The sequence below is a fragment of the Fulvivirga sedimenti genome (assembly GCF_020328055.1).
Map to the genome: position 1 here is coordinate 542,291 of NZ_JAIXNE010000001.1, position 18,438 is coordinate 560,728.

General features: G+C 45.7%; 23 protein-coding genes. 14 read left to right on the top strand and 9 right to left on the bottom strand.

The genetic code is table 11. From position 1 onward, the window contains the following. Window positions 1-78 precede the first annotated feature (78 nt). Window positions 79-1,668, bottom strand: a complete 1,590-nt coding sequence (locus LDX50_RS02435; RefSeq protein ID WP_225696813.1) for an ATP-dependent DNA ligase — start codon at window positions 1,666-1,668, stop codon at window positions 79-81. Then, window positions 1,665-2,678, bottom strand: coding sequence for a ligase-associated DNA damage response exonuclease (locus tag LDX50_RS02440; protein ID WP_225696814.1), 1,014 nt, complete (start codon window positions 2,676-2,678; stop codon window positions 1,665-1,667). Before LDX50_RS02440 ends, LDX50_RS02435 begins: the two co-directional genes overlap by 4 nt. A gap of 26 nt (window positions 2,679-2,704) precedes the next feature. Here LDX50_RS02440 and LDX50_RS02445 point away from each other — a divergent pair, with 26 nt between their 5' ends. Next, window positions 2,705-3,334, top strand: a complete 630-nt coding sequence (locus tag LDX50_RS02445; protein ID WP_225696815.1) for a flavin reductase family protein — start codon at window positions 2,705-2,707, stop codon at window positions 3,332-3,334. 3 nt (window positions 3,335-3,337) lie between these two features. Here the strand turns inward: LDX50_RS02445 and LDX50_RS02450 are convergent, their stop codons facing one another. Then, window positions 3,338-3,850: a phosphoglycerate mutase family protein gene (locus LDX50_RS02450; RefSeq protein ID WP_225696816.1), complete on the bottom strand. Its 513-nt coding sequence runs from the start codon at window positions 3,848-3,850 to the stop codon at window positions 3,338-3,340. Further along, entirely contained in the window at window positions 3,850-4,329 is a 480-nt protein-coding gene (locus LDX50_RS02455) for a nuclear transport factor 2 family protein (protein WP_225696817.1), read from the bottom strand. The genes LDX50_RS02450 and LDX50_RS02455 overlap by 1 nt, the downstream gene beginning before the upstream one ends. A gap of 97 nt (window positions 4,330-4,426) precedes the next feature. On the opposite strand from LDX50_RS02455, the gene LDX50_RS02460 reads away from it, so the two are divergent. Together LDX50_RS02460 and LDX50_RS30720 are read left to right on the top strand one after the other, a co-directional pair. Then, entirely contained in the window at window positions 4,427-4,969 is a 543-nt protein-coding gene (locus LDX50_RS02460) for an HD domain-containing protein (protein ID WP_225696818.1), read from the top strand. 64 nt (window positions 4,970-5,033) lie between these two features. Next, window positions 5,034-5,156: a hypothetical protein gene (locus LDX50_RS30720; protein ID WP_255647311.1), complete on the top strand. Its 123-nt coding sequence runs from the start codon at window positions 5,034-5,036 to the stop codon at window positions 5,154-5,156. A gap of 76 nt (window positions 5,157-5,232) precedes the next feature. On the opposite strand, the gene LDX50_RS02465 is transcribed toward LDX50_RS30720, so the two are convergent. Further along, the gene (locus LDX50_RS02465; RefSeq protein ID WP_225696819.1) at window positions 5,233-5,661 is read right to left on the bottom strand and encodes an FKBP-type peptidyl-prolyl cis-trans isomerase; all 429 of its coding nucleotides are present in this window, start codon (window positions 5,659-5,661) and stop codon (window positions 5,233-5,235) included. Between the two features lie 176 nt (window positions 5,662-5,837). On the opposite strand from LDX50_RS02465, the gene LDX50_RS02470 reads away from it, so the two are divergent. Next, window positions 5,838-6,440: a trimeric intracellular cation channel family protein gene (locus tag LDX50_RS02470; RefSeq protein ID WP_225696820.1), complete on the top strand. Its 603-nt coding sequence runs from the start codon at window positions 5,838-5,840 to the stop codon at window positions 6,438-6,440. Here LDX50_RS02470 and LDX50_RS02475 read toward each other — a convergent pair whose 3' ends face one another. Further along, window positions 6,441-6,962: a thioredoxin family protein gene (locus LDX50_RS02475; RefSeq protein ID WP_225696821.1), complete on the bottom strand. Its 522-nt coding sequence runs from the start codon at window positions 6,960-6,962 to the stop codon at window positions 6,441-6,443. A 58-nt stretch (window positions 6,963-7,020) separates the two neighbouring features. Next, window positions 7,021-7,929, bottom strand: coding sequence for a tRNA (adenosine(37)-N6)-dimethylallyltransferase MiaA (gene miaA, locus LDX50_RS02480; protein ID WP_225696822.1), 909 nt, complete (start codon window positions 7,927-7,929; stop codon window positions 7,021-7,023). A gap of 64 nt (window positions 7,930-7,993) precedes the next feature. On the opposite strand from miaA, the gene LDX50_RS02485 reads away from it, so the two are divergent. The 5 genes from LDX50_RS02485 to LDX50_RS02505 are packed head-to-tail and all read left to right on the top strand — an operon-like array spanning window position 7,994 to window position 11,634. Further along, a complete protein-coding gene (locus LDX50_RS02485; RefSeq protein WP_225696823.1) occupies window positions 7,994-8,671 on the top strand; it encodes an Hpt domain-containing protein in 678 nt (225 codons plus the stop codon). Window positions 8,672-8,677: 6 nt separating this feature from the next. Then, window positions 8,678-9,052, top strand: coding sequence for a response regulator (locus tag LDX50_RS02490; RefSeq protein ID WP_225696824.1), 375 nt, complete (start codon window positions 8,678-8,680; stop codon window positions 9,050-9,052). After that, the gene (locus LDX50_RS02495) at window positions 9,049-9,324 is read left to right on the top strand and encodes a hypothetical protein (protein ID WP_225696825.1); all 276 of its coding nucleotides are present in this window, start codon (window positions 9,049-9,051) and stop codon (window positions 9,322-9,324) included. The genes LDX50_RS02490 and LDX50_RS02495 overlap by 4 nt, the downstream gene beginning before the upstream one ends. After that, the gene (locus LDX50_RS02500; RefSeq protein WP_225696826.1) at window positions 9,321-10,091 is read left to right on the top strand and encodes an MBL fold metallo-hydrolase; all 771 of its coding nucleotides are present in this window, start codon (window positions 9,321-9,323) and stop codon (window positions 10,089-10,091) included. Before LDX50_RS02495 ends, LDX50_RS02500 begins: the two co-directional genes overlap by 4 nt. Continuing rightward, window positions 10,084-11,634 carry an NFACT RNA binding domain-containing protein gene (locus LDX50_RS02505; RefSeq protein ID WP_225696827.1) on the top strand — a complete coding sequence of 517 codons (1,551 nt, stop codon included), beginning with the start codon at window positions 10,084-10,086 and terminating at the stop codon, window positions 11,632-11,634. The genes LDX50_RS02500 and LDX50_RS02505 overlap by 8 nt, the downstream gene beginning before the upstream one ends. On the opposite strand, the gene pyk is transcribed toward LDX50_RS02505, so the two are convergent. Together pyk and LDX50_RS02515 are read right to left on the bottom strand one after the other, a co-directional pair. Next, entirely contained in the window at window positions 11,631-13,049 is a 1,419-nt protein-coding gene (gene pyk, locus LDX50_RS02510; protein ID WP_225696828.1) for a pyruvate kinase, read from the bottom strand. The genes LDX50_RS02505 and pyk overlap by 4 nt on opposite strands. Before the next feature lie 13 nt (window positions 13,050-13,062). Next, window positions 13,063-13,479, bottom strand: coding sequence for an IPExxxVDY family protein (locus LDX50_RS02515; RefSeq protein WP_225696829.1), 417 nt, complete (start codon window positions 13,477-13,479; stop codon window positions 13,063-13,065). A 143-nt stretch (window positions 13,480-13,622) separates the two neighbouring features. On the opposite strand from LDX50_RS02515, the gene LDX50_RS02520 reads away from it, so the two are divergent. From LDX50_RS02520 to rsmG, 5 genes are read left to right on the top strand one after another with little or no spacing between them, the layout of a single operon-like run. Further along, complete coding sequence (locus tag LDX50_RS02520) at window positions 13,623-13,862, top strand: acyl carrier protein (protein ID WP_225696830.1); 240 nt, start codon at window positions 13,623-13,625, stop codon at window positions 13,860-13,862. Between the two features lie 41 nt (window positions 13,863-13,903). Next, the gene (fabF, locus tag LDX50_RS02525) at window positions 13,904-15,157 is read left to right on the top strand and encodes a beta-ketoacyl-ACP synthase II (RefSeq protein ID WP_225696831.1); all 1,254 of its coding nucleotides are present in this window, start codon (window positions 13,904-13,906) and stop codon (window positions 15,155-15,157) included. Further along, on the top strand, window positions 15,157-15,900 hold the full coding sequence (rnc, locus tag LDX50_RS02530) for a ribonuclease III (protein WP_225696832.1): 744 nt from the start codon (window positions 15,157-15,159) through the stop codon (window positions 15,898-15,900). Before fabF ends, rnc begins: the two co-directional genes overlap by 1 nt. Window positions 15,901-15,905: 5 nt before the next feature. Further along, a complete protein-coding gene (nadE, locus tag LDX50_RS02535) occupies window positions 15,906-17,753 on the top strand; it encodes an NAD(+) synthase (protein WP_225696833.1) in 1,848 nt (615 codons plus the stop codon). A 1-nt stretch (window position 17,754) separates the two neighbouring features. Further along, entirely contained in the window at window positions 17,755-18,396 is a 642-nt protein-coding gene (gene rsmG / locus LDX50_RS02540; protein WP_225696834.1) for a 16S rRNA (guanine(527)-N(7))-methyltransferase RsmG, read from the top strand. The last annotated feature ends 42 nt before the right edge of the window (window positions 18,397-18,438 follow it).

The following is an 18,438-nucleotide window of genomic DNA, read 5'->3' on the forward strand; positions in this document are numbered from 1 at the left end:
TATTTTGGCCAAAAAGCATATCACAAAGGCCGTATTTAACCGGCACCACAGGGACATCAGGAGGGGTGTAAATCTGGTCTAGTCGGCGTATAATTTCAGGAGATCCTGCAAATCGGAGAGGGTATTGGCCTCTGCCGCCTTTTTGTCACGGCGCCAGCGCTTTATCCTTGGAAAACGTAAGGCAATCCCTGATTTATGTCGGGCGGATTTATGTATACCTTCAAAAGCGATCTCAAAAACAAGCTCGGGAGTTACACTTCGCACCGGTCCGAATCGATCTATCGTATTTTTGCGGATAAACGCATCGACCTCTGCAATTTCTTTATCTGTAAGTCCCGAATATGCCTTGGTAAACGGAACAAGTGAAGAACCGTTCCAAACCGCGAATGTGTAATCGGTATACAAATTGGCCCTTCGGCCATGGCCCCGCATTGCGTAAATCATCACAGCATCTATGGTAAGCGGATCCACTTTCCATTTCCACCAGTCCCCTTTTTTTCTTCCATCACGGTAGGGAGCATCGAGATGCTTGAGCATAAGTCCTTCACTTTGGAAGGAGCGGGCGCTATTCCTTATTTCTGCCAGTTCACCCCAGGAAGAAAACTCAACCTGTTCCGAAATCTTAACCACCTCATGGCCGGGGATAATCAAATCTTCAAGTAATGCTCTCCGCTCCCTGAAGGGCAGTGATCGGATATCGCGCCCTTCGAATTCGAGTAAATCATAACACTTAAAGATCACCGGGGTTGATGCAAGTATTGCGGCCGTCAGGTTTTTTCTCCCAATACGGGTCTGTAACTTTTGAAATGATAATGCCCTGCCGTTTTTAAAGGGGAGAATCTCGCCGTCCAGTACGGTTCCGCCGGGTAACATCGTAGCGAGCATATCAAATTCAGGATACTTTTCTGTCACCAGCTCTTCACCCCTCGACCAGACGAAATGCTCGCCTCCCCGAATAATGATTTGTCCCCTGATTCCATCCCATTTGAATTCGGCAGACCAATCACTTGCAAGTCCAAGCTGAGCAACCGGGGTCTCCAGTGCATAGGCCAGATAAAAGGGGTATGGTTTCGAAAGGTCATCGCCGGGATCAGGGGTAAGGATTAGTTCCTCAAAGGTGGTGGTCTCCGGATCCCAATTACCCATCAGACGATGGGCAAGCACACTTTCATCGATACCGGTATGCGCATGCAGCGCACGCACGAGTAATTTCTGTGAAACACCCACACGAAATCCGCCGGTAAGTATCTTATGTAAGGTAAATCGTTCCATCCGATTCAACCTTCTCCATGCATCAAGAAGAGCCGCTCTTCTATCATCCTCCTCCATTGACTTCATTTCTATCACGCGACGAACCCAGTACGACAGGCTTTCGGCCGACGCTTGTTCGGGCTCAGGCAATATTCCCGCCACGGTTTCTGCAAGATCACCTACCACATGATGTGTTTCGTCAACCAACCAGAAAGGAAGTCCGGCAACTTCGGCCGCCCACTCCTTCAACCGGGTTGAGTTCACCGGTCTTTTTGGCCGCCTGTGAGACAGAAGGGCGATTGTCCATAGTTTATCGGTTCCATCCACGCGGTCAAAGAACTGCCTCAACGCTGCAATTTTTGCCAATGTGCTATTGGTCTGATCGAGTTCGGTATAGAGGTCGGCAAATGCTTTCATGTAACATCATTTACTTCCCCTTCAAATTCGGTTTTCGCCTCCATGGCATCCAGCCCCTGTTCAACCAACCAGCGGCTGTAGAGGTTTGTATACCCGTGGGTAGTAATGATCCGGCTGGCACCGGTGGCACTCACGGCTGCATTTAATCCGTCCCAATCGGCATGATCCGAGAGAACAAACCCACGGTCTGCGGCCCTTCTCCTGCGGGCACCTCTCAGGGCCATCCACCCGGAAGCCATCGCCACTGAATAGGGTTTGAATCGCTGAAGCCAGGAAGTACCGACGGATGAAGGTGTTGTAAGAATCAGTGAACCCTCAAATATTCTCTTTTTCATATCCGCCTCCACACGTTGTGTTTCCGGAAGCGTAATTCCCTGTGCACGAATGATTTCGTTCACATTTTCTATCGCACCATGTGTGAATACCGGTCCGATAGACTGATCCAAACCAAACAGCAGGCGCTGAGCCTTCCCAAGTGCATACCCTGTTAAAATACTCACCTTTCCTGCATCCTTGTTTTCCTGCCACCACTGGTTGATCTCAGCGAATACTTCTGCCTGATCCTTCCACTGATAGATTGGCAAACCAAATGTACATTCGGTGATAAAAACGTTGCACGGTACAGGCTCAAAAGGCGTGGACAATCCGTCATTTTCCAGTTTATAGTCACCCGACACAACCCACACTTCGCCTTTATATTCTACACGTACCTGTGCTGATCCGATTATATGTCCTGCGGGATGAAAGGAAAACTTTACGCCATTTATGGTTTGGGCGGAACCGAATGGCAGGGTTTGTATCCGGATCTCATTTCCAAGTCTGTACCGTATGATTGGCGCGGCTTCAGGCGTGGCAAGATAATATTGATGCCCGGGACGGCTGTGGTCGGCATGCCCATGGGTGATCAGTGCCTTTTTGACCGGTTTCCAAGGGTCGATATACACATCGGCATGTGAACAATAAATTCCTTTTTCTGTAAATTCCAGTAAACCCATTTGAAATATAAACAAGGCCTGTAATTTAATGTTAAAACGCTATGGATCTCAAATATTTCGACTTGAAAGCGATTCTGGATATGGACGACATGTTCAGGAGGTATTTCATGAACACGGCCGAGGGCTTTAAAAATGCCGCACTTCTTGGAACTGCGAACAGTGACGGGTTAACGAACCTGGCAATTTTTAATTCTGTAGTTCATATCGGCGCCTCGCCGCCCCTGATCGGCTTTATTCACAGACCTGTTACAGTTCCCAAGCAAACATTCACCAACATTCAGCAAACGGGATCGTTCACTATCAACCTGATCACAAAAGGCATCTACAAGAAGGCGCATCAAACATCTGCGCGGTATGCTCCCGATATCTCAGAATTTGAAGCCACTGACCTGCAGGCAGAATTTGGAAGAAAAGTGAAGGCGCCCTATGTAGCTGAAAGTCCGGTTCGGTTTGGTATGTCTCTCGAGGAGATTATCCCGATTCGTTCGAATGGTACGTATCTGGTGATCGGTAAGGTTCAGGAGATGTTCATTCGGAAGGATCTTATTGCAGATGATGGCAATGTTGAGTTGCACAAAGCCGATATCATTGCTGTGAGCGGACTGGACAACTATTATCTACCTGAATTAATTGAGCGTTTGCCGTATGCTAAAGTTCCGGCAACCACGTAGACATCATTTCACACCATCGTCAGCACCATATTTCAGGGGTAGAACCTGAACAACTCCCCCATGCATAATAACAAAGAAAAGGTTATCATAATCGGCATCTGTAAACGGCTCGTAATTCGTTGTACCGGTGAGCATGTTCAGCATGGCAGGCACGGTATTAGAGTGGCCTGAAAAAAGAATGGTCTTTCCCTGATTGGATTCAATGATCTCTTTGATGGCTGCTTCGTCGAAAGGAGAATACTCCAGTATTTCCAGGTTCCTGGCCGACGCAATGCCCTGGATGGTGTTCCTTGTACGAAGGTAGGGAGTTGAATAGAGGACATCGATATCAACATTTTCAAGTGCATGCGAAAGGGCTTGTTGTCGGGCTTTACCTTCCGGCGACAGGTCGGGATTGTTCGTAGATGCGGTCATATCCTTCTCAGCATGCCGAACCAGAATAACCGTTGTGAAATCCTGCGCTCCGGCAAAAAGAGAGCTCAATACAAGCAGTAATACTATTCCAACAATTTTCATCAATTTTCTCCCTTCACATAATCCGGAATATCACACTCCTTACGCCGGGTATCCGACACATGAAAAACCTTCCATGCATTACCATCATGGTAGAGCTGAAAGGCATCTACCCCGCAATGACTGTAATTTTCACCAACATACAATGCATAGCTGGTCCATACCGTCGCCAGGTTGTCATCGATCTTCACTTCTGTATCCCAGATGCGCTCATCAAGCATTTCTTCACGTGGGGTGCCAATGGCGTTCAGCCACTGCTGCAGGCTTCCCTCCCTGAGGGTAGATTTGCCGTCCTTATCGTAAAAAACAGATAACATAGTTGCGTCACGCACGAAATGAGATGCAACTTTTGAAGAATCCCCTTCCCTCATACCATCAAAAATACTCAGAATGATGGCCGAAACTTTTATCTCTTCAGACTGTGCGAAGGTGCTGCAGAAAGGAGTATACAGCATAATGATTATTATGAAAAACTTTTTCATTGGGATGAATTTATGTGTTAGATACGAAATTAACAGAAGAGTAATCTGTAATTTTCCGTTAACGGTACGATTTGATGTTCAACGTAAATGTAAAAAAATGACCATTCATGATGCGGAAAAAATACTGGAAGAAATGACCGAAACGGAGAGCCTCCTCCTGCATGCACAAACAGTGGCGCATGTGATGCAGCAGTATGCATCAAGATTCAACGAAGATCCTGAAGAATGGTATGTTACTGGTCTGTTGCATGATGCCGACTATGAAAAGTACCCGGAACAGCACCCTTCTATCATTGTGGAGAAATTAAATTCGTTGGGTGAGGACAAAATAGCCCATGCAATTTCGGCCCATTATACAAAGTGGAACGTCCCCTATAACAATACCCTTGACAAGGCACTGCTGGCATGTGATGAACTTACCGGTTTCATTATTGCATGCGCCCGGGTGAGGCCTGAAGGGCTGAACGGATTAACACCGAAATCGGTCAAGAAGAAACTGAAGCAAAAAAGCTTCGCCGCCAAGGTAGAGCGAGACGAAATTGAAGCGGGCATAAATATGCTGGGGGTGGATATGGATGAACATATCCGCTTTATCATCGAGTCCCTTCAGAACTGCGATGCGGTTAAAGAAGCCCTGTAGACTTTCGGATTATTCAAATATTCTCCTAAATTTGACCCAGCATTGAATTAAAAGAACAGGATACATGGAACAGTATGTCGCAGACGGTGCAAACCTATTTATAACGATTGTCGCATGTCTTATTGGCTTTGCCGCAGCCGTGGGATTCCTTGATTTCAAGAAGACCGATAAAGAGCAGGAGCATTAATTGCATAGAAGATTGGGCCTCAGGGCCAAAAAAAAGCCGGACGTTTGCCCGGCTTTTTTATTTTGATCCGTTTTGATTAGTTGATCTCTACCAATTCAAGATCAAAAATCAGGTCTTTTCCTGCAAGTGGATGATTCGCATCTATTTCAATACTCTCAGTTTCTACTTTAGTAACGCGAACCGGAATGGACTGACCATTTGGCTGCTGCATTCCAAGCTGCTGACCAATTTCAGGATTAAGTCCTTCGGGAAGCTGCGTTTTAGGAACAGAGATCACCATCTCTTCATTGTGTTCGCCATAGGCTTCAGCACTGGGAATTTCAGCTGTTTTGCTTTCACCCACTTTCATTCCGGTAACGGCTGCGTCAAATCCTGCAATCATCATACCTGCACCTAATTCAAATTCCAGGGGCTCACGATCTCTCGAAGAATCGAAAACTGATCCGTCTGTGAGCTTGCCGGTATAATGTACTTTTACTCTGTCGCCTTTCTTTGCTTCAGACATAATAATATTTTTAAATGATATATACTTGTTACCTTGATTTTCAAGGAAATGCAAAGTTACGGAATCAGGCCGGCTGAAAAAAATATTATCAGCTCCTGATCACCTGAATCGCCATAAATCGGGGATAATCTCAGCTGAGTATTTTTATTTTACCGAATTGGCGCTAAACTCGCACTATGGATTTTCTGTACGCCCTGGAAATGATCGGTACCTTCGTTTTCGCCATCAGCGGAATTCGGCTGGCGGCAAAAAAAGACATGGATCTTTTTGGGGCGGCGGTAATTGGTTTTGTCACCGCTGTTGGCGGGGGAACTACACGGGATGTGATCCTGGGAGCTTACCCGGTAGTTTGGGTGGAAGACCTGAACTATCCACTGGTTATTTTTCTGGCGCTTCCGTTTACGCTCCTTTTCAGAAAATATTTGGTGCAGATGCACCGGACTATTTTCATTTTCGATACCATTGGTATCGCATTATTTACGATCAGCGGAATGCAGAAGGTAATTCTACTGGGCTATCATCCCTCTATTGCTATTTTGATGGGAATGGTCTCAGCCACGGTAGGAGGTGTAATACGGGATATTCTTTGCAATGAAATTCCCCTCATATTCAGAAAGGAAATATATGCCACCGCCTGCCTGGCAGGGGCATTAACATTTTATATACTCGAGGAATCGGGTAGTCCGACAAATTTGAATTTTGTGATCACTGTATTACTCATTGTTGCTATCAGGATCATCGCCATTAAAAAGAATCTTGCTTTCCCAAAAATGAAATGATCATTTTGTATAATTCTTCTCGAATTCCTTCCAGGAGGTTTCCTGGTAATGATCATCCCCAAAATACGTAACTACCTTCTGGAAAAAATCAGGTTTGTGGTACCCGGGAACCGGACTGATGATACGGAAGTCTTCATCCAGAAATACGACCGTAGGAAAACTTAATTTATTATTTAACAAACCAGCGGCCAGCTCATGGTACCCGCGACTTCCGGAACTTACGAAACTGTAGGTTGCCCCACGGAATGAAACATCTTCCTTCTGTTCTGCATTGAATTTTACCGGGTAAAAATTATCGTTCAGGTAAGCGGCTATTTCCGGATCGCTGAAGGTATTTTTATCCATTACCTTGCACCATCCGCACCAGTCGGTGTAGACATCAATAAATATTTTCTTCTTTTCAGTTTTCGAAAGTTCTACCGCTTCTTCAAAGGTAAGCCACCGGACCTTTTCTTGCGAAAATGCCACGGTACTGCTGATGATTAAAATGAAGGCAGCGACTAAAAGCTTTTTGCAGGTCATAAAGTATTTCCGTTTACGGATAAAGAACGCCAGAATTATCCAAAAAATTTCATTGAAATTACGTTAAACCTGTCATTTGTGTTACATACCGGTGTATCTCATCCTTATTTTCGGGATGAAACCAGGTCATATTTCCGTATTTGCGGAACCAGGTAAGTTGTCGCTTGGCATAACGGCGACTGTTCTGTTGAATCGCCTGAATTGCTTCTTCCCTTGTCAGGCTCCCGTCTATGAAGTCAAAAATTTCCTGGTATCCCACGGTCTTCAGCGCATAATGATTGCGGTAAGGGTATAACGCGGCGGCTTCATCGAAAAGGCCATTTTCCACCATCCGGGTCACCCTGCGATCGATCCGCTCATACAGCCATTTACGATCAGCATCCAGCCCGATGGATACTATCCTGTGCGGAAGCGGGTCTCCCTTATCAGACCTGAATGAACTGAAGGGCTTGCCGGTCCCAAGTGTAACTTCCAGTGCACGGATTATTCGCTGCGGATTATGGGTGTCTGCTTCCTTCATAAATTCGGGATCCAGGGTAGCCAGACGTGCTTTCAGCGGGGCCAGTCCGTCAACATTAAACTCCTCATTCAGTTCTTCCCGAATAGCCGGGTCTATATTAGGAATATTCGGAATACCTTCCAGGAAAGCCTTCAGATAAAGCCCTGAACCTCCCACGGTGATCACCACCTTATGATGTTGAAAAAGCGCTGCCAGGCGGGCACGCGCAGCACGACTAAAATCGCCAGCGGTGAAAAGATCGGTAATGCTATGACTGTTTATGAAATGATGCGGGATCCGGGAAAGCTCTTCTTCCGAAGGCTTTGCAGTTCCAACTGTCATTTCCCGGTAACACTGCCGCGAATCCGCTGAAATGATTTCTGTATTCAGCCATTCCGCCAACTCAATGGAAAGGTCGGTTTTACCTATGGCGGTGGGACCACCAATCACTATAAGAATACCCTCCATTACACAAAGTAGTCTTTTTTTCTCCTTACCTGCAATTTCCCATAAACTTACTATCTTAGAACATATGGGGATGATTTCAGATAAAAAACTCTTGTATCACTTCGAGAACGATGAACTCAGAACTTTCTGCGAAGAGGCCCTGGGTGCCTCAAACCTTGAAGCATACGACCCGGGTTCCCTTAAAACCGCCGACGTTGTACTATCTGATCTGGGGCTGCATAAAGAAGTAACACTACCCGGATACGTGCCGGTAGTTTTATTTATCGATGATGAGACACCCTTCCCTCCTACATATTATACGCGTGAAATTGATCCTGCCATTACGGTTGATCAACTAAACGAGGAAATTGAATCGGTGATTTCCATGGCAGGCATTGGCCGGTCAATTGGCCTTTCAGATTTGCATATTCTGAACATGGATATACTGGAATCACTTTCGAATCTGGGTTCTACAGAAATGGTTGTGAACGGACTGAATCGATTCATTAAGAATACCACATTACAGCTAAATGAGTGCCGCTCGCTTCACATGCGTGGAGAATATGAGCAAATCCGGTTTATCATGCATGCCATGAAAGGGAATGCGGCCACGCTAGGCGGGGAACAAATCACGCGTCTATGTGGATTCATGGAAGAAGAGTTGAAGTCGGAAAATTATTCTAACTTTGAAGATAAGCTGAACCTGGCCTACACACTGCTGGCTTCTTTCAGTTTTATGTCGAATGGTTGGTATGAAAAGTGATTCATTATGGGGAAAAGAATACTACTTGCCGACGACAGCCCGGTTCTTCAGTCTCTGACAAAAAAGATTCTAGAAGTACAGGGGTATGCATTTCAAGGTGTGAAGAATGGAGGAAAGGTCATTGAGCTGATTGAAACCGGTGACTTTGATCTTTTAATACTGGATATCATCCTTCCGGATGCCAACGGAATGGAACTAGCGCGTGAAATCCGAAAATCAAAAGACCCACATGTGGCATCTTTGCCCATCATAGGTATTTCCGGGAATTACATGAATTATTCGGATGCTGATTTCGCCGATGCCGGAATGAACAAATTTCTGCTAAAACCGCTTAATTACGACGAGTTGCTTGTCGCCATAAAAACACTTATTGAGGTATGAATATTAAATATTCCAATCATTTTCTCCGAAAACTGGAAGAACTCATTGGTGAAACCGACTATATCCTGCGATATGAAAAGGGAAATTTCAAGTCGGGCTGGTGTGTACTCCGGGACACCAAAGTGATTGTCGTAAATAAATTCTATGCCACCGATGGCAAGATCAATTGCCTGCTGGACATCATTAAGTCGGTCGACCTGAACGCAGAAAAGCTTTCGGAGAAGAACAGGAAGCTTTACCAGGAATTGGCACAAATAGAATTGGAACTGTGAGAATAACCTTTCTCGGTACCGGAACCTCCCAGGGCGTTCCAGTGATTGCCTGCAATTGTGAGGTCTGTGCGTCACTGGATTTTCGGGATAAGCGGCTGCGCACATCCATCCACATTGAAACAGGAAATAAAAGTATCGTGATCGATACAGGTCCGGATTTCCGGCAACAGATGCTGCGGGCACGTATCGATCACCTCGATGCCGTTGTATTCACACATGAGCATAAGGATCATACTGCAGGTCTGGACGATGTTAGGGCATTTAATTTCCGGCAGGGTGGTGATATGCCGATATACGGTACAGACCGGGTGATCCAACAACTGAAGAAGGAATTTGGCTATGCCTTTGCCGAAAAGAAATATCCGGGTGTTCCACGGATCAAAACCATCGAAATCAGGAATGAGGCATTTTCTGTAGAGGGTGTCAACTTTTTACCGGTGGAGGTCCTCCATTATAAACTTCCTGTATTTGGCTTCAGGGTCGGTGATTTCACCTACATCACCGATGCCAATGCCATCCCGGCAGAGGAGTTTGAAAAAATTCGAAACACCAGGGTGCTTGTGCTGAATGCACTGCAAAAAGAATCACACATTTCTCATTTTACCCTGGAGGAAGCACTGGAAATTGCACGCGAAGTAAATGCCGAAAAAACATATTTTACCCACATCTCACATCGGTTGGGGACACATCATGAAATATCCGCTGATTTACCAGCCAATGTGGAACTGGCGTATGATGGTTTAACCATTGAAATAGACGGTGCATAACAATTATTTTTTTCTGAGGTCACTCGTCCCTGCTCTGGAAGGAAAAGTAAGGGGCAAACAACTTGTTTCCTGCTATTCCCAGGAAAAGGATGAATTGATGCTGGTATTTAGTGACCAGTCGGAGGAGTTTATCATCCGCGCGCACTTTTTGCCCTCGTTTTCCTGTCTGTATTTCCCTGAGCAGCACGCACGTGCAAAACGAAATACAATCGATCTGTTTCCTGAAATACTACACCAGACGGTTGAAAAGGTACGATGCCATAAAAATGAGCGGGCACTAACCCTTTTTCTCAGCGGGACCTGGAGTATCACTTTTAAACTTTTCGGAAACCGCGCCAACGTCATTATTCATTCGGGAAATAACCCGGTTCGGATTTTTCGAACTGTATTGAAGAATGATATGGATGTTCAGCTTCCTGATCTGGACCGGGATCTTGATCTGTCGTTCGATGCATTTATGGCTGTCGATGGAAATCCCACAAAATTCCTTCCCACACTCGGTAAAATGGGCAGGGAATATTTATTCATGCAGGGTTACAAAAAGCGATCCCTGGAGGAGCAGTACAGGGAAATTATGGATTTGATCCATTCACTGGAAACACCGGTTTTCCATATCACCGACTGGCAGGAACAGATCGTCCTTTCACTTTTCAGACTGGGCAATGTAAGAAGAACCTTTAACGATCCGATCGAGGCACTGAATGAATTTTATCTGACCTATCAACGGGAAGGAAATTTATTGCGGGAAAAAAGGCGTGCAGGAGATGTGCTGAGAAAAGATCTCGAACGTTCTCTTCGGTACATTGAGAAGAACCAGATCAAACTCATTGAAATTCGAGATCAGACGAATTATCGTCAGATGGCTGATTTGATCATGGCCCATATGCATGAAATCCGGCAAGGCGAGAAACTGATAACTGTTCCTGATTTCTACCAGAACAACGTACCGGTCGAAATAAAGCTTAAACCCGATCTTTCGCCGCAGAAAAATGCCGAGAACTACTACCGCAAGGCAAAAAATCAACATCTTGAAACTGACAGGCTCGAGAAGAACATCCGGACGAAAAAGCAACAGATGGAGGAGCAAAAAGCGCTGTTGGACAAAATTGAATCCGCCGAAACGGTGCGGGATCTAAAGAAGATCGTATCCCGCGAATTGCCTGAAAACGACAATGACGGCCATTCCAGGCCTTTTCATGTATTTACATATATGGGTTTCCAGGTCTGGCTGGGCAAAAGCGGCAAGGCAAATGACCAGATGCTCAGGTTGAGCCATAAAGACGACCTGTGGTTACATGCGAAGGATGTTGCCGGCGCACATGTCATCATTAAACACAATCCGGGAACAGGATTTCCTGCCGGCGTAAAAGAAAAGGCCGCCTCCCTGGCAGCCTTTCATTCCAAACGGAAAAATGATTCTATGTGTCCTGTAATTGCAACCCCCCGAAAATTCATCCGAAAGCGGAAAGGTGCACCCGCCGGGGAGGTGGCTGTGGACCGTGAAGAGGAAATATTACTCGTTTCTCCGGAAAACTGGGATTAATCCGCCACGTTTAGCTTCATTGCATTCGTCCTGCCCCGATCGTGGAGCGGCATACTTGCGGTGGTAATGAAAACGTCTCCCTTGGTAATATGTCCTTTCTGCATCAGAATATTTTCAATATCCTCGAAAGTCTTGTCGGTAGATTCTTCTGAGTCGTAATAGCATCCCCGCACTCCCCAAATCAGATTCATTTTATTCAGTAAGGGTTTGTTATGGGTAAAGATGAAAATATTTGCTTTCGGCCGGTGCGATGCCAGTTTGAATGCGGTGTAACCCGATGCAGTCATTCCAATGATCGCTTTTGCATTTGAAATTTCAGCAAGCTGGCAGGCCGATTTAATGATACTGTCGTTATAAAATAAGGGATCCTCCTCATCTAGCTTGTAATGCTTGAAATAAACGTTGGCTTTATTCTCCACATTAATGATCGTTCTGATCATGCTTCGTATCACTGCAACCGGATAACTTCCCGCGGCTGTTTCTGCCGAGAGCATCAATGCATCTGCTCCATCCATCACTGCGTTGGCCACATCATTGGTCTCAGCACGTGTAGGTCTGGGGTTATCGATCATACTCTCCATCATTTGTGTTGCGATAATCACTGGTTTTGATGCGAGGTTACATTTTTGGACGAGCATCTTTTGAACCATGGGCACTTCCTCCATCGGAATTTCAACACCCAGATCACCGCGGGCTACCATAATGGCATCAGTCACTTCAATAATTTCATCGATGTTCTTCAATGCCTCGGGTTTTTCAATCTTTGCCACGATCCTGCAATCCTTTCCTGCGGCACGTATACGTTGCCTAAGGTCGTGAATATCCTCAGCGGAGCGAACAAATGAGAGCGCAATCCAGTCCACATCCTGTTCCAGTCCGAATTCAAGATCTTCAAGGTCCTTTTCCGTTAGGGAGGGTGCTGAGACATGCGTATTGGGAAGATTAATTCCCTTCCTGGGCTTGAGTTTACCTCCGTGAATCACCTTTGTGATAACATCATTACCTTCTTTGGCAGTTACAACAAGTTCGATCTTACCGTCATCGATAAGAATTTCATCTCCAATTGACACGTCTGTAGCCATGCCTTTATATACAGTGCTTGCCTTTTTACCATTTCCAACCATTTCCTCGGTCGTGATTGTAAATGCAGCTCCTTCAACTAATTTGGCTCCTTTCTCAACCTCTCCCACCCGAATTTTTGGTCCCTGCAGGTCCTGAAGCAAACTTACTGTCAGGTCAAGTTCTTCATTCAATTCCCGTACGAGACGGATTACCTCACGGTGCTGGTCATGTGTTCCATGCGAAAAGTTGAGCCTGAAGACATTCACTCCGGCCTTCATTAACGCTCTCAACATTTCTTTGCTGTTCGACGCAGGGCCGACAGTCGCAACTATTTTTGTTCTGTTAAATTCCATATTTGTGGTTCTTCTATTCGAGGAAATTATCCCTTGATTTCAGGGTTTTCACATCGAGTGCGCCAATATATTCAATCAAATCAACTTCACGGAGGACTTTAACCATTTCTTTTAATGCAAACGATTGCGAATCGGAAGGTAATTTAATAAGATAATCGAAATGGGGATATTCCGGTATGAGGAATTGGGAGTCCTGGCTGACCGACCGGTTTCGGTATAACCAGAATTGCGTATCGGGTTCTCCGTGTGTGTATACTTCAAATGACAGGGGTTCCTGAAGCAAATCAAGCCTGTAATCAGCTCTTTTAATAAGGTTTATTGCAAGTTTCTGATTAATCGCCCAGGCCAGTTTATAGAACTTCACAGAAGAAGATATTCCAAGCAGGTGGAAGGCATAATCGTATTCAATTACCAGTCTATTCTTCTTCATTCTGTAAAAATAGTCACAAAATCGTAGTAAAACCCCCAATTTTGTGCCTATTTGGGGGGTCGATAAGTTTAAAAAAATTGTTTGACATTAAACCATAATATGCATTTCTTTGCAGATATTTTAACAATTAAATTTTTACAAGTATGTCTGAAATAGCGCAAAAAGTAAAGTCAATCATCATTGATAAGCTGGGAGTTGAGGAATCTGAAGTTACTCCGGAGGCAAGTTTCACAAATGACCTGGGAGCAGATTCGCTGGACACGGTTGAATTGATTATGGAATTCGAGAAAGAATTCAATATTTCAATTCCGGATGATCAGGCAGAAAACATCGGCACTGTAGGACAGGCCATCTCTTACCTGGAAGAAAACGTTAAAGGATAATTCCTTTCAGAAATAGCACACACCCCACCTAACTTTTTTTTATGGCACTGAGGAGAGTAGTAGTAACAGGAATAGGTGCATTAACGCCCGTTGGAAACACCGCCCCGGAATATTGGGAAGGTTTGATCAATGGAGTAAGCGGTGCCGCACCCATCACCCGTTTCGACGCTTCAAAATTCAGAACACAGTTCGCTTGTGAGATCAAGGACTATGATGAACTGAATTACTTTGATCGCAAAGAAGCCAGAAAAATGGATCCTTTCACTCAATATGCATTGGTTGTGGCTGAGGAAGCCATGAAGGATTCAGGTATTGATACTGAGAAAATCGACCTGAATAAAGCCGGTGTTATCTGGGGGTCAGGTATAGGTGGTTTGAAAACATTTCAGGATGAAGTAAAGAGTTATACCTTGAATGATTTTACGCCAAGGTTTAACCCTTTCTTCATCCCGAAAATGATTGCCGACATCAGTGCCGGGTACATTTCTATAAAATATGGCTTTCACGGGCCAAATTTTGTAACTGTATCGGCGTGTGCGTCGGCTACCAACGCCATCATTGATGCGTTGAATTATATCCGGTTGGGGCATATGGATGTAGCCATTACCGGAGGCAGTGAAGCAGCCGTTACCGAAGCCGGTATCGGAGGATTCAATGCGATGAAAGCCCTTTCGGAGCGAAATGATTCGCCCTCTACAGCCTCCAGGCCCTTTGATAAGGATCGGGACGGATTTGTACTTGGTGAAGGTGCAGCCGCACTCATACTCGAGGAATATGAGCATGCAAAAGCGCGTGGAGCCCGTATTTATGCAGAACTAATCGGGGGTGGTATGTCGGCAGATGCCTATCATATAACAGCCCCTCATCCTGAAGGTCTTGGTGCGACCAATGTAATGATCAACGCCCTCAGGGATGCGAACATAACCCCTAAGGACGTGGATTACATCAATGTCCATGGTACCTCTACCCCACTGGGTGATATCAGTGAATCACTGGCGATTAAAAAAGTTTTCGGCGAACACGCCTATAACCTGAATATCAGTTCAACCAAATCGATGACAGGCCACCTGCTGGGTGCAGCCGGAGCCATTGAAGCGGTTGCCTCGATCCTTTCCATTACAGACGGTATCGTACCACCCACCATCAATCATTTCACAGATGATGAGGGGCTTGATAATAAACTGAACTTTACCTTTAACAAGGCACAGAAAAGAGAGGTGAATGTTGCGCTGAGCAACACCTTTGGATTCGGAGGACACAATACCTCTATTATATTCAAGAAATTTGCTGAATAGTGCTGCGAAGGGTGCGAAAGCTGCACAACCTGTTTATTATTCGGTCACCCGAAGACAAACGGCTGTTGCGGGCTGTTCGTAATATTACTGGTATCACACCTGTTCAGCTTGATCTCTATCATTTGGCAGTACGCCATAGTTCCACGGCGCGGGAAAACAATAAGGGCATCAGGGAATCCAATGAACGACTGGAATACCTGGGTGATGCCGTACTTGGAACCGTCATAGCCGACTACCTCTTCAAAAAATACCCCTTTAAGGATGAAGGTTTTTTAACTGAAATCCGGTCGCGTCTTGTAAACCGCGAATCACTTAATGTGCTCGGGAGAAAAGTGGGTATCGATGAGGTATTAAGTTTTGATAGCCGGCACCAGGGCCGCTTTTCCCATAAATCACTTTACGGAGATGCGCTGGAAGCGCTTATCGGAGCGGTTTATCTCGACCAGGGATATCGAAAAAGTCAGAAATTCATACTCAATAAGCTGATTCTTCCTTACTTTGACATAGAAGAAGTGGTTCGAATGAACCCCAATTTCAAAAGTACGTTAATCGAGTGGTCCCAAAAGGAGAACAAAGTCCTGGAATTCCGCATTATTGATGTTAAACATCATGGAAACCATCGTGAATTTACGGCATGCGTATATATCGATGAAGAAGAATACGGAACCGGTTTTGGCTTTAGTAAAAAGAAAGCAGAACAGGACGCGGCTCTGAAGACCTGTGAATTGCTGAAATTAATCTGATTCCTGTGCCTGAACTCAAACTTGCCGGTGCGACGGTAAATCAAATTCCCATCAATTGGGAAAATAACCGGAAAAACATCCTGGATGCCATTGCCATGGCAAAAAAAGAGAAGGTAGATATTCTTTGTCTTCCCGAACTGTGTATTACCGGATATGGGTGTGAGGACTTATTTCTCGGGGAATGGATCTATGACCGTGCCTTCAGCGAACTCGAATCCATTATTCCACACTGTACAGGGATCACGGTTGCCATCGGATTCCCTCTCGCATTCGATACCCGACATTACAACACCACGTGCGTGGTTAAGGATGGCCGACCGGTTGGCGTATATGCTAAACAGTTTCTGGCCAATGACGGCGTTCATTATGAACCGCGCTGGTTCTCCCCCTGGCCGGTTGGGGAGGAGGCTACAGTACGTATTTGCGGACAGGATGTTCCTTTAGGCGATGTTACCTTCCAACTGCATGGTGCACACATCGGTTTCGAGATTTGTGAGGATGCCTGGCGACAGAACCGGCCCGCATGCCGATTGGTGGAGAAAGGTGTGAATCTTATCCTAAACCCAAGTGCCAGTCATTTTGCCTTTCATAAGACACTGCTCAGGGAAGAATTGATTGTTTCGAGCAGTCTCGACTTCAAATGCACCTATGTGTACGCAAACCTCCTCGGAAACGAGGCTGGCAGAATGATCTATGACGGGGAAATTCTGATCGCCCACCATGGACGTCTTGCAGCACGCAATAAATGGCTGTCATTCCAGCCGGTTGAATTGCTCACAGCAACGGTAGATGTAGGAAATCCGGATGCAGAATTTCCAGGACCCCGGGAATATGAACGCAGGAAAGAATATGAATTTGTACAGGCAGAGTCACTGGCATTATTCGACTACATGCGGAAAAGCCATAGTCAGGGCTTCGTCCTTTCGTTGAGCGGCGGTGCCGACAGCTCTACCATTGCTGTTCTGGTTCGTGAGATGGTGAGGAGAGGTATTGAAGCACTCGGACTGGAAACATTTCTACTCCGGTCGGGACTGCGCCTACCTGCCACCAGTTCCGAAAAGGACATCATGGAGTATATTCTTACAACCGCATATCAGGGTACGGTGAATTCTTCCCAGAGCACGTTTGATTCTGCCAGGATGCTGGCTGCAGAATTGGGTGCCACCTTTCATTCATGGAAAATTGATGATGAAGTAAAGACATATACCGGGAAGATTGAAAAATCGATCGGTCGCCCGCTTACATGGGCCCAGGATGACATTACTTTACAGAACATCCAGGCACGGGCGCGTTCTCCCATTATCTGGATGCTGGCAAATATCAACAATGCACTGTTACTAACCACCAGCAACCGCAGCGAGGGTGATGTAGGCTATGCAACGATGGATGGAGATACCAGCGGAAGCATTGCTCCGATCGCTGCTGTGGACAAGGCTTTCATAATCCATTGGCTGAAATGGGCGGAGCGGGAGCTGGGATATTCTTCTCTCTCACATGTGAACAACCTTCAGCCCAGTGCAGAACTCAGGCCGCTGCAGCAGACCCAGACCGATGAGGACGACCTGATGCCCTATACGATCCTGGTTGAAATTGAAAAGCTCGCCATCCGCGACCATATGTCACCCGTTGAGGTATACGACATCCTGAAACTTCAGAACCTGGAACCGAATGACCTGCTAAAATCCCATATTAGCAAATTTTACCGTCTATGGAGCCGAAATCAGTGGAAGCGTGAACGCATCGCACCCTCTTTCCACCTCGATGATTTCAATGTTGATCCGCGCACCTGGTGCCGGTTCCCGATTTTATCGGGCAGTTATACCGAAGAATTAAAGCAACTGCAGGAGGCCTGATATGGATAGTTCAAAAATAGTCGAAAGGTATTTTAATGGCTTATCTGATGTTCAAAAGGATCAATTTCAACAACTGGGGGCTCTTTATGCGGAATGGAACCAGCAGATCAATGTGATCTCGAGAAAAGATACCGATCATTTTTACGAGCACCACGTACTGCATTCACTCGGAATCGCCAGGATCATTTCTTTCGAACCAGGCACAAAAATCCTGGATGTAGGAACTGGTGGTGGATTTCCTGGAATACCACTGGCCATCCTTTTCCCGGATTGCCGATTTCACCTGGTTGACAGTATCGGAAAAAAGATAAAAGTAGTGAATGCCGTTGCCGACTCGCTTGGTTTATCGAATGTTAGCGCAGAAGCCATCCGGGCAGAACAGGTGAAAGGGAAATATGATTTCGTGGTAAGCCGTGCTGTAACTCGGATGAAACCTTTTCTTCAATGGGTGTCCAATAAAATCTCACATGAACAACGTAATGGGTTACCCAACGGTGTGTTGTATCTGAAAGGTGGTGACCTGTCGGATGAAATGAGTGAGATTAAACGGAATTTCGAGATCTTCGATTTGTCGGATTATTACACCGAAGACTTTTTCGAAACGAAAAAAGTGGTGTATGTGCAGCTCACCAGCCATAAATAACCAGATGACTTTCATTTGTCCGTCCAGGAAACGATTTTCCCC